Genomic DNA, 14,414 nt, shown 5'->3' on the forward strand with positions numbered 1-14,414 from the left:
TCAGTACGCCAGCGAGCGGTCGACGGCGTCGAGCACCCGGTCCAGGCCCGGAAGGTACTCCTCCTCCAGGCGGGCCGGCGGGTAGGGGGCGTGGTAGCCGCCGACCCGCAGGACGGGTGCCTCCAGGTGGTAGAAGCACCGCTCCGTGATGCGGGCGGCGATCTCCGCGCCCGTGCCCAGGAACACCGGCGCCTCGTGCACCACGACCAGGTGGCGGGTCTTCTCCACCGAGGTCTGGACCGAGTCGAAGTCGATGGGCGACATCGAGCGCAGGTCCAGGACCTCGATCGACCTGCCCTCCTCCTGGGCGGCCGCGGCGGCCTCCAGGCAGACCTTCACCATCGGGCCGTACGCGGCGAGCGTCAGGTCGCTGCCCTCGCGCGCCACGACCGCCTTGTGCAGCGGGCCGGGGATGGCGTCGGTGTTGACCTCGCTCTTGTCCCAGTAGCGCCGCTTGGGCTCGAAGAAGATCACCGGGTCGTCGCTCTGGATGGCCTGCTGCATCATCCAGTAGGCGTCGCTCGCGTTCGACGGGGAGACCACCTTGAGGCCCGCGACGTGCGCGAAGAGCGCCTCGGGGGACTCGGAGTGGTGCTCCACGGCGCCGATGCCGCCGCCGTACGGAATGCGGATGACGACGGGGAGCTTGATCTTGCCGAGCGCCCGCGCGTGCATCTTCGCGAGCTGCGTGACGATCTGGTCGTACGCCGGGAAGACGAAGCCGTCGAACTGGATCTCCACCACCGGCCGGTAGCCCCGCAGGGCGAGGCCGATCGCGGTGCCGACGATGCCCGACTCGGCGAGCGGGGTGTCGATGACCCGGTCCTCGCCGAAGTCCTTCTGCAGACCGTCGGTGACCCGGAAGACACCGCCGAGCTTGCCGACGTCCTCGCCCATGATCAGGACCTTGGGGTCGGTGTCGAGGGCCGTGCGCAGCGACTCGTTGATCGCCTTGGCCAGCGCCATCTTTTCCGCAGCCATCGCTACTTGCCCTCCCCTTCGTCCACGAACGACGCCTGGTAGGCGGCGAACTGGGCCCGCTCCTCGTCGACGAGCGCGTGCCCGTCCGCGTACACGTTCTCGAAGATCGCGAGGTGGTCGGGGTCCGGCATGGCCCGGACCACTTCGCGTACTCGCTTGCCCAACGTCTCGCTCTCGGCCTCGAGTTCCGCGAAGAATCCCTCGTCCGCGTGGTTTGAGGCCTCCAGGTACGCGCGCAGGCGCAGGATCGGGTCCTTCGCCTCCCAGGACTCGCGCTCCTCGTCCGCCCGGTACTTGGTCGGGTCGTCGGAGGTGGTGTGCGCGCCCATGCGGTAGGTGTACGCCTCGACGAGCGTGGGGCCCTCGCCGCGGCGGGCCCGCTCCAGCGCCCACTTGGTCACGGCCAGGCAGGCCAGGACGTCGTTGCCGTCGACCCGGACGCCCGGGAAGCCGTAGCCCTGCGCGCGCTGGTAGAGCGGCACCCGGGTCTGCTTCTCGGTGGGCTCGGAGATCGCCCACTGGTTGTTCTGGCAGAAGAAGACGACGGGCGCGTTGTAGACCGCGGAGAAGGTGAACGATTCGGCGACGTCGCCCTGGCTGGAGGCGCCGTCCCCGAAGTACGCGATCACGGCCGAGTCCGCGCCGTCCTTGGCGATGCCCATGGCGTAGCCGGTGGCGTGCAGCGTCTGCGAGCCGATGACGATCGTGTACAGGTGGAAGTTGTTGCCGTTCGGGTCCCAGCCGCCGTTGTTCACACCCCTGAACATGCCGAGCAGGTTGGTGGGGTCGACCCCGCGGCACCAGGCGACGCCGTGCTCGCGGTAGGTCGGGAAGACGTAGTCGTCGTCACGGGTGGCCCGGCCCGAACCGATCTGGGCGGCCTCCTGGCCGAGCATCGAGGCCCACAGGCCCAGCTCGCCCTGGCGCTGCAGGGAGGTGGCCTCGGCGTCGAAGCGGCGGCTCAGCACCATGTCCCGGTACAGGCCGCGCAGCTCCTCGGGGGTGATGTCGGCGACGTACGGGTCGTACGTGGCGTCCGCGACCCGCTCGCCCTCAGGCGTCAGCAGCTGAACGAGCTCGGGGTCCGCGCCCGGAGTGCCCGGTGCCTTCTTGCCGGCCGCGCCGGTGCCCTTGCCCGCTGCCGTCCTGCTCGCGGCGGTCTTTGAACCGGCCGTACTGGCGCCGCCTTTCGCAGCGGTCGTACCGGCGCTGCGTCGCGGCTTGCGCGCGGCAGTGCTCTCCACGGTCACGTGTACTCCTCCGTCGGTCCGGCCCCCGGGGTTGCCGGGTGGCTGGGTTCCCCCTCGCTCGTTCCAAGAGCTCGAGGGAGCGGCTCGCCGTTCCGGTTCCCGTGCACGGGGTGGGTGCCACTCGGCCGGAACAGGCGTGACAGGTGCCCCGGCGAGCGCCCTGCATCGGTCACGTTACCCAGTGCTCCACATTTCTGTGAAACCCCTCCTGACCTGCGTTTTTGCTTGGATTTCCAAGTACTTTTTAGTCGGATTTCCAAGTAGTTCGCGCGGGTCGGGAACAGTCGCTGGTCACAGCACTGGTCGCGGCCTTGCAGGGGGCCGGAACACCGGCACGTTATCCCGGCCACCCCGGGCACGGGAAGAGTGGACTTCCGCGGGGCCGAGGGTGGTGTGTGACACTTACTTTGTGCCCGAAAACGGAAAAATTACCGTATTTCTCGTCGATGATCACGAGGTGGTGCGGCGCGGGGTGCACGAGTTGCTCTCGGCGGAGGACGGCTTCGAGGTGGTCGGCGAGGCCGGGACGGCGGCCGACGCACTGGTCCGGATCCCCGCCACCCACCCGGACGTCGCGGTGCTCGACGTCCGCCTCCCGGACGGCAGCGGGGTCGAGGTCTGCCGCGAGATCCGGTCCGCCGACGAGTCCGTTCGATGCCTGATGCTCACCTCGTACGCCGACGACGAGGCACTCTTCGAAGCGATCATGGCGGGTGCGTCGGGCTATGTGCTGAAGGCGATCCGCGGCGGCGAGCTGCTGGCGGCGGTGCGCGACGTCGCGGCGGGGAAGTCCCTGCTCGACCCGGAGGCCACGGCCCGGGTCCTGGAGCGGCTGCGCGACGGCGGCCCCCGCGGCGACGACCGGCTCGCGCACCTCACCGAGCAGGAGCGCAGGATCCTCGACCTGATCGGCGAGGGGCTGACCAACCGGGTGATAGGCGAACGGCTGCATCTCGCCGAGAAGACGATCAAGAACTATGTGTCGAGCCTGCTGTCCAAGCTGGGCATGGAACGGCGTTCACAGGCAGCCGCGTACGTCGCGCGCCTCCAGGCGGAGAAGCAGCGCCACTGAGGTGCGCGCGCCCGCCCGCCGGCGTTCCCGGGGGCGGGCGTTCGGGGCGACACGGGCGTCGTCCGGGCGCCGGGGGCGGTCCCGGGCCCGTTCGGGACCTACGGCCCCTTCCCCCCGGGCCGGGCGGCTCTTGCCGGGGCCGCGCGCGTGCCGAAGATTGGAAGGATGCCCACCGACGAACAGCTCGCCGTGGACCTGATGCGCCGCACCGACCACGGCCGGGTGGCCGCCAGCCGGCACGCTCTTCCGCTGCTCGCGGCGGCCCACCACATCGTGGTCGACGGACGGGTCCTGCTCCGTATGCACCGGGGCTGCGGAAGCCACCAGGCCTGCGCGGGCGCCGTCATCGCGTACGGCACCGACAACCTGAGCTCCGCGCGGCCCGGGGAGAGCCTGTGGTCCGTGCAGATCGTGGGCCGGTGCCAGGCGGTCGAGCCGACCGCGGCGGAGCGCGAGCGCTTCGGACCCGCCCCGCGGCTCGTCGACGGTGAACGCTTCGATCCCGTCTATCTGGGCGTGACACCTCAGGTCTGCACCGTGCATTCCACGGACGATGGCCTGGAACGGCAGTTCCAGCACATCCTGTGACCATCTCGTGATCAAACATGACTGTGTGTGACAAACGCAGGTCAGCGGCCTGTACGGTGACCTAGCATCTGGCGCGTGCCGCGCTCATCCGTACCCGCTCCCGTGCTTCACGCGCCCCCTCTGGGCGCCCTCCTCCGTCAGTACGCCGCAGGGTCGGCGCTGACCTGCGACCCCGTCGAACAGGGGCTGCTCAATCGCGGCTACCGGCTGCGCACCACCCAGGGCCGCTACTTCCTCAAGCACCATTTCGACCCCGAGACGGCCGATCCCGCCGCGATCGCCCGCCAGCACCGGGCGACCCAGCGGCTCGCGGATCTCGGCGTTCCCGTCGCCCCGCCGCTGGCCGGCACGGACGGCCGCACGGTGGCCGTCGTCGGGGGCCACGCGTACGCGCTGCACCCCTGGATCGACGGCAGGCACCGGCACGGGGGCCAGCTCTCCACGGAGCAGTGCGCCCGGCTGGGGGGCCTCCTCGGAGTCGTCCACGCGAGCCTGGAGCGGGTGATGGAGCGCGTACTGGCGACCCAGGGACGCTCCCCGGCGAAACCGTCCGCGGACCGGCCCCCGGACCGGACTCCGGGGCGGACGCCGGACGGGGGCCGGGGAGGACGGGACAGGGCTCCGGCCTCGTCGGCGGAGGAGCCGGGGGGCACGGGACCCACCGCGCACACCGCGGGCCCAGGACACCCCGGAGACGCGGAGGGTCCGGCAGGCCCGGGAGGTCCCGGAGACCCGGGCGATCCCGGGAACCCGGGCGGTTCCGGAGACCCAGGAGGTCCCGGAGACGGCGGAGACCATGGGGACACCGCACGCCCCGGGATGCTCGCGCGCACCGGTAGTGTCGGCGTCCGCGCCGTCGAGGGCACCGACCCGGCCCGGGGCGCCGACCCCGCCGACACCTTCGCGCTCATCGACCGGCTGCTCGCCAGGGTGCGCAGCCACCGCCCGCCCGACGCCTTCGACGAACTCGCCCGGCACCGGCTCCTGGAGCGGCGCGCCCTCCTGGAGAAGCACGCCGACCGGCGGCCCCCGCAGGGCGGCTCGGTGGGCTGGGTCCACGGGGACTTCCACCCGTTCAACCTGCTCTACCGCGACGGCGAACCGGCCGCGATCGTCGACTGGGACCGGCTGGGCGTCCACCCCCGCGCCGAGGAGGCCGTACGCGCCGCGATGATCTTCTTCGTACGGCCCGTCGGGGCGCTGGACCTGACCAAGGTGCGGGCTTACGCGCGCGCGTACCGGCGTGCGGCCGGGGCCGGGGCCGCCGAACTGGCCGCCGCCGTGCATCGCGTGTGGTGGGAGCGCCTCAACGACTTCTGGATGCTGCGCTGGCACTACGAACGCGGCGACACCCGGGCCGACCCGCAGTTCCCGGCGGCCTCCGCGCTGGCGGTGTGGTGGACCCGCGAGTACGACGCGGTGTGCGAGGCGTTCACGGGCTGATCGGCCGGCCCACCGGCGGGTGCGGTGCCGCCGCGGAGCCCCCGGGAGACGGCCGGGCTCCCGCGGAGGGCACGGGACGGCCCGCAGGACGCGTACGCGCGCGTGACGCCCGTCTCCGGGCCTCACGCGCGCGTGGCGGGCGTCTCGGTCGGATCCCCTCAGGGGTTCGCGGTGTCGCCCTCGGTGTCGCCGCCGCCGCCGTCACCCGTGGGATCCGGGGAGACCGGGGCGTCGCTGCTCGGCTCGTTCGACGGCTGCGAGGGGGTCGACTTCGTCGGGGTGTCCGAGGGCTCGTCGGACGGCTCGTCCGAGGGCCGGCTGCTGTAGCTCTTGGACGGGGTGTACGACGGCGTGTAGTCCGAACCGGAGTCCGAGCCCGTGCCGTTGTCCGTGGAACTGTCCTGCGAGGAGTCCGTGGAGTCGTCGCTGGGGCTCGAGCTGGGCTCGTCGCCCTTCTCGGACGGCGTGACCGAGGGCGACCGGGTCGTGCCGGTACCGCCGCTGCCGCCGCCACCGGTGTTGTTGAGCGCGAGCGCGACCCCCGCCGCGATCGCGATGACCGCGAGCACCGCGAGGATCCACAGCTTGCCGCGGCCGCCGCCGCTGTTGCCGTGCCCCTCGAAACCGCCGTCGTCCCCGCCGCCGTACGGCGGGATGATCGGCGCCGGGATCTGCGTGGTCCCGGAGGAGTCACCGGGGTGCGGCAGCGCGGTCGTGCCCGCGAAACCCGCCGCCGGGGTGTGCCGTCCCTCGTGGACCGTGACCGGCCCGGTGTTCCAGGTGCCCGTGTGGCCGCCCTGGTCGTACAGCATCTGCAGGCCGTACTGGACCAGCCCGCGCATCTCCTCGGCGGTCTGGAACCGGTCGTCCGGCTCCTTCGCGAGCGAACGCATGACCAGCCCGTCGAGCTCGGGCGGCGCCGCCGTCGCGACCTCGGACGGAGGCACCGGGATGTCCTGGACGTGCTGGTAGACCACCGACAACGGCGTCTCGCCCGTGAACGGGGGCCGCAGCGCCAGGAGTTCGTAGAGCAGACAGCCGGTCGCGTACAGGTCGGAGCGGTGGTCGACGGCCTTGCCGAGCGCCTGCTCCGGGGAGAGGTACTGCGGCGTGCCCATGACCATGCCGGTCTGGGTCATCGTCGACTGCGCCCCGTGCAGGGCGCGCGCGATGCCGAAGTCCATCACCTTCACGGCACCGGTCTGCGTGATGATCACGTTCGCCGGCTTGATGTCACGGTGCACGATGCCGTGCTGGTGCGAGTAGGCCAGCGCCTCCAGCACGCCCGAGACGATGATCAGCGCCTGCTCGGGCCCGGGGGCCTCGGCGTTGATGAGCAGGTCACGGATGGTGCGGCCCTCGACCAGCTCCATCACGATGTACGGGACGACCCCGTGCCCGACCACGTCCTCGCCCGAGTCGTACACGGCGACGACGGCGTGGTGGTTGAGTCCGGCCACCGACTGGGCCTCGCGTGTGAAGCGGGCCTTCGAGACCGGGTCCTCGGCCAGGTCGGAGCGGAGCAGTTTGACCGCGACGGTGCGCCCGAGGCGCACGTCCTCGGCCGCGAACACCTCGGCCATGCCGCCCCGGCCTAGTCTGTGGGTCAGCCGATACCGGCCGTCCCCCACAAGTCCGCCGTTACCCCACATCTCCGGCGCATCTGACATACCGCCGCCAGTCGCCTCGGGGTCGGACGGGCCCTGAGCGCGCTGCTGCTGTGCCATCAGTCCTCGCCGTCGTTTCTGCCCGCGGTCTGCGCGGTGGTTGTTACGGTCTCCGTCGAGCCACGCTACAGGCTCGGAGCGGGGTGCCGGTCCGAGATGGAATCGAGATGGACGGGCCATCCAACCCGCCCCGGGTACCCGTGCGCAAATCCTGTGTACCGCCCGCACGGCACCTGTAACGCTTCCGCGACGCTTCTTTCGCGTACGGTCACGGAACGGGCACCGAGCTTGACGTGTCACCGCCCTCGGGCAGACTTGGCCGGGAATCAGCCAATCGATCACCGGGACACGGGTGATCACAGTCGATCGATTTGATCACAGTCAATCGATCACGGACCGCGGGAGCAACCAGCCGACGCTGCCGCCGTGCCGATGGGGGACGCAGAACATGAGCCAGGACGGCGCACAGGGCCGGTACGCGGGGCGCGCGGTCGCCGGCGGCCGCTACCAGCTGCGCGATCTGCTCGGCGAGGGCGGCATGGCCTCGGTGCATCTCGCGTACGACTCGGTGCTCGACCGCCAGGTGGCGATCAAGACACTGCACACGGAACTCGGCCGCGAGCAGGCCTTCCGCGAGCGGTTCCGCCGCGAGGCGCAGTCGGTGGCCAAGCTCACGCACACCAACATCGTCTCGGTCTTCGACACCGGCGAGGACGACCTCAACGGCATGACGACGCCGTACATCGTCATGGAGTACATCGAGGGCAAGCCGCTCGGCTCGGTCCTCGACGCGGACATCCGGCAGTACGGCGCGATGCCCGCCGACAAGGCCCTGAAGATCACCGCGGACGTGCTGGCGGCCCTGGAGATCAGCCACGAGATGGGCCTGGTCCACCGGGACATCAAACCGGGCAACGTGATGATGACGAAGCGCAACGTCGTCAAAGTGATGGACTTCGGCATCGCCCGCGCCATGCAGTCCGGGGTCACTTCCATGACCCAGACCGGCATGGTCGTCGGCACCCCGCAGTACCTCTCGCCCGAGCAGGCGCTCGGCCGGGGCGTGGACGCCAGGTCGGACCTGTACTCGGTCGGCATCATGCTCTTCCAACTGGTCACCGGACGGCTGCCGTTCGAGGCGGACTCGCCGCTGGCCATCGCCTACGCGCACGTCCAGGAGGAGCCGGTCGCGCCCTCCTCGGTCAACCGCTCGCTGCCGCTGGCGGTGGACGCGCTGGTCGCCCGCGCGCTGAAGAAGAACCCGAACGAGCGTTTCCCGAGCGCCGAGGCCATGCGCGACGAGTGCCTGCGCGTGGCCCAGTCGCTCCACGCCGTTCCGCCGAGCATCGTGCCGGGCGCCAGGACGTCGAGCGGCGCGGGTGTGAGCTCCGCCGTCTTCCCGCCGGTCGACCAGTCGATGCCGACCCCGGGTCCCGTGCAGACGCCGTACCAGCCGGGCCCCTACGGCGCGCCGACGCCGACGCCGGGCTCACCCGGGTACGGCTACCCGCAGCAGGGCGGCTACCAGCCCGCTCCGCAGACAACTCCGTACGGCGCCCACCAGCACGGGGTGCAGACCCCGCCGCCGTACAACCTCACGCCCCAGCACATGACGGCCGCCTCCGGTGGTCCGGGGGGCCGCCGGAGCAACAAGGGCGTCGTCATCGGGTCGATCATCGTGGCGCTCGTCGCGCTCGGCGGTCTGATCACCGCCCTCTCGATGAACGGCGGCGGAGACGACGACAAGGGCGGCGGCGGTGCCTCCACAACTCCGGCCGTGGTGGCGAGCCACCGGGGTCCGGACACCTCGAAGACCATCGACACGGAGAAGTGCACCGATCCGCAGGAGTCGTACGACGACCCGGACAAGATCCAGGTCCCGGACTTCACCTACCGGTACATCAAGTCGGTCAAGTCCTGCTTCCAGGCGGCGGGCTGGAGGATGAAGCAGACCCCCGTCGACGAGAACACCTACGGGGAGGGCACCGTCATGGGGCAGTTCCCCACCGCCGGAACGGACGTCGACCCGAAGGACATGCCCGAGATCGAACTGAAGGTCTCGACCGGCGACCCGTCCTGAACGGGCGGGGACGCCCGGTCCGCGGGGACGCCCGGTTCCCGGTCCAGGCCGGTACCCGGTGCAGGCCGGTACCCGGTGACGGCCGGTACCGGGTGCAAGCCGGGGACGACCGGTGGCGGCGCGGGAGGAACGACCGGAAGAGGGAACGGGCCCGGCACGTTCGTGCCGGGCCCGCCCTGTCCGTACCGCTTCCCGCTTCCCGCTTCCCGCTTCCCGCTTCCCGCTTCCCGCCCCGGTGGGACCTAGAGGTACGGGCCGCCCGAGCGGCCGCCCGTGCGCGGGTCCTCGTCGCCGCCCTCCAGGCCGCCGCCGACGCCCGGCGGAAGGGCCCGGCGCATCTGCTCCAGCTGAGCCCTGGCCGCCATCTGCTGCGCGAACAGGGTCGTCTGGATTCCGTGGAAGAGACCCTCGAGCCAGCCCACCAGCTGAGCCTGCGCGATCCGCAGCTCCGCGTCGCTGGGGGTCGCGTCATGGGTGAAGGGCAGTGAGAGCCGTTCCAGCTCCTCGACCAGTTCGGGGGCCAGGCCGTCCTCCAGCTCCTTCACGGAGCTGGCGTGGATCTCCTTCAGCCGAACGCGGCTCGCCTCGTCCAGGGGTGCGGCCCGCACCTCTTCGAGGAGTTGCTTGATCATGCTCCCGATGCGCATGACCTTGGCCGGCTGTTCGACCATCTCTGTCACCGGGACCTCACGGGAGTCCTCGTCACCGGTGCCACCGAGAGCCATTCCGTCCTGGCCCACGACCAGGATCTGGGGGTTCTCCGGTGACCTTTCGTTCCTCGGCATCTCCATGCCGCCATTGTCTCGCACCACCCCACCTCATCACGGTGCCGCCCCCCGTTGCGGGTGATCCACTCGGCCGGTCACCGTCGGGATGCCGGGAAGGAACCCTCATGTGAGGCTTGCCCCATTGATCATGGGACTCCTCGACCGGGAGGGGGTCACTGGCGTGACTCCATGGCTCAGCCGACCCCGCGGGCCGATATTGCTGCTGCTTCTGGCGACCGCTCTGGCATCCCCGTCCTGGGGCGCCTCGTACGCGGCCGCTTCCTCGGCCCCGCCGTCCGCACCGCCGGCCACCTCGCCGCGCGCCTCGCCGGCCGCCTCGGCCTCGGTGTCGCCCTCCCGCCGGCCGTCCGCGTCGCCGTCCCGCCGCCCGTCCGTGGTGACGGACCACGCGCCGGCCGACCCGCCGTCCCACCGGCCGCCCGCCTCACCGTCGCACGGGCCGGCCGCCCAGCCGTCGCACCGGCCGTCCGCGTCGTCGTCGCACCGGCCGTCCGCGTCCCTGCCGCACCGGCCGTCCACGGGGTCGGACCACGCGCCGTCCACCGGGTCGGGCCGTTCGAGCGGGTCGGGCCGTTCGGCGTCCGCGCCTCCGGCCCGCTCGCCGTCCACGAAGACGGGCCGTCCGGCCGTCGGATCGGCCGCCGCAGACGCGCCGTCCGTGCGGGAGGCCGCCGGGCCCACCCCGGCCGAGGAGGACTCCCGCGCGGGAAGCCGCCCGGGAGCGGGCCGTGCCCGGCCGGGACGCCAGGACAGGGACCGCGACCAGGGCGAGAACGACGAGGACTCCATGCCCACGTACACGGACCGGGACCCGGTCGACGAGAGCGCCGGGTCCGGTACCTCGCAGGACGGTGTGGACGGGACGGGAGACGGCACCACCGGGGCGCCGAACGCGGCCGTACCCGTCGAGCAGCACGTGCTGGACCCCGGCACCGCGCCGACGCGGCGGACCCTCCGGATCCTGCCCCTGGGCGGCGGTCTGATCCTCATCGGCCTGGGCCTGGGGATGGCCTTCCTCGCCCTGCACCTGCGACGCGACTGAGCGGTCCGGCCGACCGACGCGGCCGAGGGGCCGCGCGGACGGGCCACGCCGACGCGCCGGGCCGGGCCGACCGGTCGAACCTGTCCGATCACACCGACAGGGACGCCGGGCCGCCGGGCCGGCCGGTCGCGCGCGCCGGTCGAGCCGTGGAGCGGGGCCGGCGCCCCGCCTGGCCCGGCGCCCGCCCCGAGGGCCCGCCGGGGGATGCCGGCGGGCGGGACGGCTCTCCGCTAGGGGGTGACCAGCAGCACCTTGCCGATGTGACCGCTCTCCTCCAGGATGCGGTGCGCCTCCGCGGCCTCGCTCATCGGCAGCTCGCGGTCGACCACCGGGCGCACGTGACCGGAGTCGATCAACGGCCACACATGCTCGCGTACAGCGGCGACGATCGCCGCCTTCTCGCCCAGCGGACGGGCGCGCAGCGAGGTCGCGGTGACGGCGCCCCGCTTGGCCAGGAGCGCCCCGATGTTCAGCTCGCCCTTGGTGCCGCCCTGCAGGCCGATGATCGCGAGCCGTCCGTTGACGGCGAGGGCCCGCACGTTCCGGTCGAGGTACTTGGCGCCCATGTTGTCGAGGATGACGTCGGCGCCGGCACCGTCGGTGGCCCGCTCGATCTCCTCGACGAAGTCCTGGTCGCGGTAGTTGATCAGGATGTCCGCGCCGAGTTCGGCGCAGAAGTCGAGCTTCTCCTTGGTGCCCGCCGTGACGGCGACCTTCGCGCCCACGGCCTTGGCGAGCTGGATCGCCATGGTGCCGATACCGCTGGACCCTCCGTGCACGAGCAGGGTCTCGCCCGGACGCAGGTGGGAGACCATGAAGACGTTCGACCAGACCGTGCAGACCACCTCGGGCAGGGCCGCCGCGCGCTTGAGGTCGAGGCCCGCGGGAACCGGCAGCAGCTGCCCGGCCGGGACGACGACCTTCTCGGCGTAACCTCCGCCCGCGAGCAGCGCGCACACCTCGTCGCCGACGGCCCACCCCGAGACACCCGGCCCGGTCTCGACGACGCGTCCGGCGCATTCGAGGCCGGGGTAGCGGGACGCTCCGGGCGGCGGGTCGTAGAAGCCCTGGCGCTGCATCAGGTCGGCACGGTTGACCGCGCTCGCCACCACCTCGACGAGGACCTCGCCCTCGCCGGGCACGGGGTCCGGGACCTCGTCCCACACCAGCGCCTCGGGCCCACCAGGTTCAGGAATCGTGATCGCGTACATGAGGGCGACGCTACTCCTGCGGGCGGGGCCGGGTACCCGGCGCCACCGGGGGACGCTGAGCGCCCCGCACGATCGTGATCAGCCGGTCGGTCAGCTGGAGCGTGCCGACGGCCGGGTCGTCGTACCCCAGCACCCGGTGCCCCCGTACGACGCTCACCACCAGGTCGTCCGTCTCGCGCACCCCCTTGCCCACCTCGGCCCTTATGACCGGACGTTCGACGATGTCGAGCCCGCTGCCCTGCCGGATGAGGTCCTCCATGACCAGGCCCGCGCTGGGGCTGAGCACCGAGAGTCCGAGGAGCCGTCCCGCCGCGCTGGCGCTGGTGATGACGGCGTCGGCGCCCGACTGCCGCAGCAGGGGGGCGTTCTCCTCCTCCCGTACCGCGGCGACGATCTTCGCCTGGCCGTTGAGCTGGCGGGCGGTCAGCGTGACCAGCACGGCGGTGTCGTCGCGCTGGGTCGCGATGATGATCTGCCGCGCCTTGCGGACCTCGGCCCGCATCAGGACGTCGCTGCGGGTCGCGTCCCCGACGACCCCCGTGTACCCGTCGGCGGTCGCGGCGGCGACCGCCTCGGAACTGGGGTCGACCACCACGACCTGTTCCTTCCTCAGCCCCGACGCGCAGACGGTCTGCACCGCCGACCGCCCCTTGGTCCCGAAGCCGACAACCACGGTGTGGTCCCTCAAGGCCGCCCCCTCCAGCAGTCTTCCGCGTGCACCCTACGAACCCGGCAACGGGGACGACGCTACTGCCAACGAGGGGGACGGCGCCGTCGGCAGGGCGGTGGGCCCGTCTCCCGCGACGGGCACGACGCCGGTCCCGCGACGGGCACCACGCCCGTTCACCGGTGGCCCTCGGCCGGGTCCCGGACGGCGACGCGACGTGCCGGATTCCGCGGCCCGCGTGCCGGGGGGCGTTCGTCCGGGACCATGGTCACCGTGCTGTCCGATCGGATCACCGTCGCAGGGGGCGAACCATGAGCCACGAGAAGCGGTCCCACCCGCCGAGACCAGGGGGGATCTCGATCCTCCGGTCCCTCTGGTACCGCTCGCGGGGCGATGCCCTGGAGGACGCCGAAGCCGGACGGTCCATCACGCTGCCCGCCGAGCGGACCCTGCCGCCGCTCCAGCAGGTCCTGCGGCGACTGGCCATGGCGCTGCTGGTGCTGGCCGTGACGACGCTTCTCGTCTGGATCGACCGTGACGGGTACAACGACAACGCGGACGGCCGGGTCGACCTGCTGGACGCCGCGTACTACGCGACCGTCACCCTCTCGACCACCGGGTACGGCGACATCACCCCGGTGAGCGACGCCGCCCGGCTCACCAACATCCTCGTCATCACCCCGCTGCGCGTGCTGTTCCTGATCATCCTGGTCGGCACCACGCTGGAGGTCCTCACCGAACGCACCCGCCAACAGGTGCGCGTCCACCGGTGGCGCGCACGCATGCGGGACCACGTCGTGGTCGTCGGCTACGGCACCAAGGGGAGGCACGCCGTCGAGTCGCTGCTGGGCCAGGGCACGCCGAAGGACCACATCGTCGTCGTCGATCCGCTGCGCAAGGCGGTCGAGGCCGCCGGAAACGACGGGCTCGTGGCCGTGCTCGGCGACGCCACCCGCACCGACACCCTGCGCAAGGCCGAACTGCAGGCCGCGGCACGCGTCATCGTCGCCCCGCAGCGCGACGACACCGCGGCCCTGGTCACACTGACCGCCCGCCAGCTGAACAAGCGGGCGGCTCTCGTCGTCGCGGTCCGGGAGGACGAGAACGTCCCCCTGATCAGACAGAGCGGCGCGGACACCGTGGTCACGAGTTCCAGTTCGGCCGGCCGTCTCCTCGGCGTGTCCGTGGCCAGCCCGCACGCGGCCGACACCCTGGAGGACCTGATGACCCACGGCAGCGGACTCGATCTGATCGAACGCGCGGTGACCGAGGGCGAGGTGGGCCGGTCGCCTCGCGAGTGCTCCGATCTCGTCGTCGCCGTCGTACGCCGCAGGAAGGTGCTCGACCACACCGATCCGGAGGCCGCAGCCCTCCAGCTCGGGGACCGGGTGATCAGCATCAGGCAGAGCCGACCACGCGGCTGACCGGACGGGGCGTCACCGGACCGGGCACCAACGGGCCGGGCGTCACCGGACCGGGCGGGGGACGGCTCGGCAGGAAGGGGCGGGGACCGACCGGGCCGGGCACGCTGACGGCACGCCAGGAACCCGTCGGCGCAGGGATATGCGGTGCGTTCCGCTTTTGCACCCGTCCGGCCCGCGCCATCACACGTTGGACATGCCCGA

At 72.1% G+C, this 14,414-nt stretch carries 12 protein-coding genes and 1 pseudogene; 6 read left to right on the forward strand and 7 right to left on the reverse strand.

The window, feature by feature from the left end:
* Both OG776_RS20985 and pdhA read right to left on the reverse strand, forming a co-directional pair.
* Complete coding sequence (locus OG776_RS20985) at nucleotides 1-981, reverse strand: alpha-ketoacid dehydrogenase subunit beta (protein ID WP_148009347.1); 981 nt, start codon at nucleotides 979-981, stop codon at nucleotides 1-3.
* Nucleotides 982-983: 2 nt separating this feature from the next.
* Nucleotides 984-2,231 (reverse strand): pyruvate dehydrogenase (acetyl-transferring) E1 component subunit alpha, encoded by a 1,248-nt coding sequence (gene pdhA, locus OG776_RS20990; RefSeq protein WP_148009346.1) that lies wholly within the window; start codon nucleotides 2,229-2,231, stop codon nucleotides 984-986.
* Nucleotides 2,232-2,640: 409 nt separating this feature from the next.
* Between pdhA and OG776_RS20995 the strand changes: the two genes are divergently transcribed.
* The 3 genes from OG776_RS20995 to OG776_RS21005 all read left to right on the forward strand — a co-directional run bounded on the left by OG776_RS20995 (nucleotide 2,641) and on the right by OG776_RS21005 (nucleotide 5,334).
* On the forward strand, nucleotides 2,641-3,303 hold the full coding sequence (locus OG776_RS20995) for a response regulator (RefSeq protein WP_148009345.1): 663 nt from the start codon (nucleotides 2,641-2,643) through the stop codon (nucleotides 3,301-3,303).
* A gap of 165 nt (nucleotides 3,304-3,468) precedes the next feature.
* Nucleotides 3,469-3,891 (forward strand): pyridoxamine 5'-phosphate oxidase family protein, encoded by a 423-nt coding sequence (locus tag OG776_RS21000; RefSeq protein WP_329322165.1) that lies wholly within the window; start codon nucleotides 3,469-3,471, stop codon nucleotides 3,889-3,891.
* 102 nt (nucleotides 3,892-3,993) lie between these two features.
* Complete coding sequence (locus OG776_RS21005; protein ID WP_329323739.1) at nucleotides 3,994-5,334, forward strand: phosphotransferase; 1,341 nt, start codon at nucleotides 3,994-3,996, stop codon at nucleotides 5,332-5,334.
* Nucleotides 5,335-5,492: 158 nt separating this feature from the next.
* Here the strand turns inward: OG776_RS21005 and OG776_RS21010 are convergent, their stop codons facing one another.
* Nucleotides 5,493-7,061, reverse strand: coding sequence for a protein kinase domain-containing protein (locus OG776_RS21010; protein ID WP_329322167.1), 1,569 nt, complete (start codon nucleotides 7,059-7,061; stop codon nucleotides 5,493-5,495).
* A gap of 388 nt (nucleotides 7,062-7,449) precedes the next feature.
* On the opposite strand from OG776_RS21010, the gene OG776_RS21015 reads away from it, so the two are divergent.
* Nucleotides 7,450-9,081, forward strand: a complete 1,632-nt coding sequence (locus OG776_RS21015) for a protein kinase domain-containing protein (protein ID WP_329322170.1) — start codon at nucleotides 7,450-7,452, stop codon at nucleotides 9,079-9,081.
* Between the two features lie 242 nt (nucleotides 9,082-9,323).
* Here OG776_RS21015 and OG776_RS21020 read toward each other — a convergent pair whose 3' ends face one another.
* Together OG776_RS21020 and OG776_RS21025 are read right to left on the reverse strand one after the other, a co-directional pair.
* Nucleotides 9,324-9,872 carry a bacterial proteasome activator family protein gene (locus OG776_RS21020; protein WP_148009341.1) on the reverse strand — a complete coding sequence of 183 codons (549 nt, stop codon included), beginning with the start codon at nucleotides 9,870-9,872 and terminating at the stop codon, nucleotides 9,324-9,326.
* A gap of 99 nt (nucleotides 9,873-9,971) precedes the next feature.
* Entirely contained in the window at nucleotides 9,972-10,658 is a 687-nt protein-coding gene (locus OG776_RS21025) for a hypothetical protein (RefSeq protein WP_148009340.1), read from the reverse strand.
* Here OG776_RS21025 and OG776_RS21030 point away from each other — a divergent pair.
* The gene (locus tag OG776_RS21030; protein WP_148009339.1) at nucleotides 10,657-10,911 is read left to right on the forward strand and encodes a hypothetical protein; all 255 of its coding nucleotides are present in this window, start codon (nucleotides 10,657-10,659) and stop codon (nucleotides 10,909-10,911) included. The two genes, OG776_RS21025 and OG776_RS21030, sit on opposite strands and share 2 nt — an antisense overlap.
* 230 nt (nucleotides 10,912-11,141) lie before the next feature.
* On the opposite strand, the gene OG776_RS21035 is transcribed toward OG776_RS21030, so the two are convergent.
* Together OG776_RS21035 and OG776_RS21040 are read right to left on the reverse strand one after the other, a co-directional pair.
* Complete coding sequence (locus OG776_RS21035) at nucleotides 11,142-12,122, reverse strand: NAD(P)H-quinone oxidoreductase (RefSeq protein ID WP_148009338.1); 981 nt, start codon at nucleotides 12,120-12,122, stop codon at nucleotides 11,142-11,144.
* A gap of 10 nt (nucleotides 12,123-12,132) precedes the next feature.
* A pseudogene (locus OG776_RS21040) lies at nucleotides 12,133-12,816 on the reverse strand (potassium channel family protein); the annotation flags it as partial.
* A 284-nt stretch (nucleotides 12,817-13,100) separates the two neighbouring features.
* On the opposite strand from OG776_RS21040, the gene OG776_RS21045 reads away from it, so the two are divergent.
* Nucleotides 13,101-14,213 (forward strand): potassium channel family protein, encoded by a 1,113-nt coding sequence (locus tag OG776_RS21045; RefSeq protein WP_329322173.1) that lies wholly within the window; start codon nucleotides 13,101-13,103, stop codon nucleotides 14,211-14,213.
* The last annotated feature ends 201 nt before the right edge of the window (nucleotides 14,214-14,414 follow it).

The organism is Streptomyces sp. NBC_01689 (genome assembly GCF_036250675.1).
Lineage (GTDB): Bacteria > Actinomycetota > Actinomycetes > Streptomycetales > Streptomycetaceae > Streptomyces.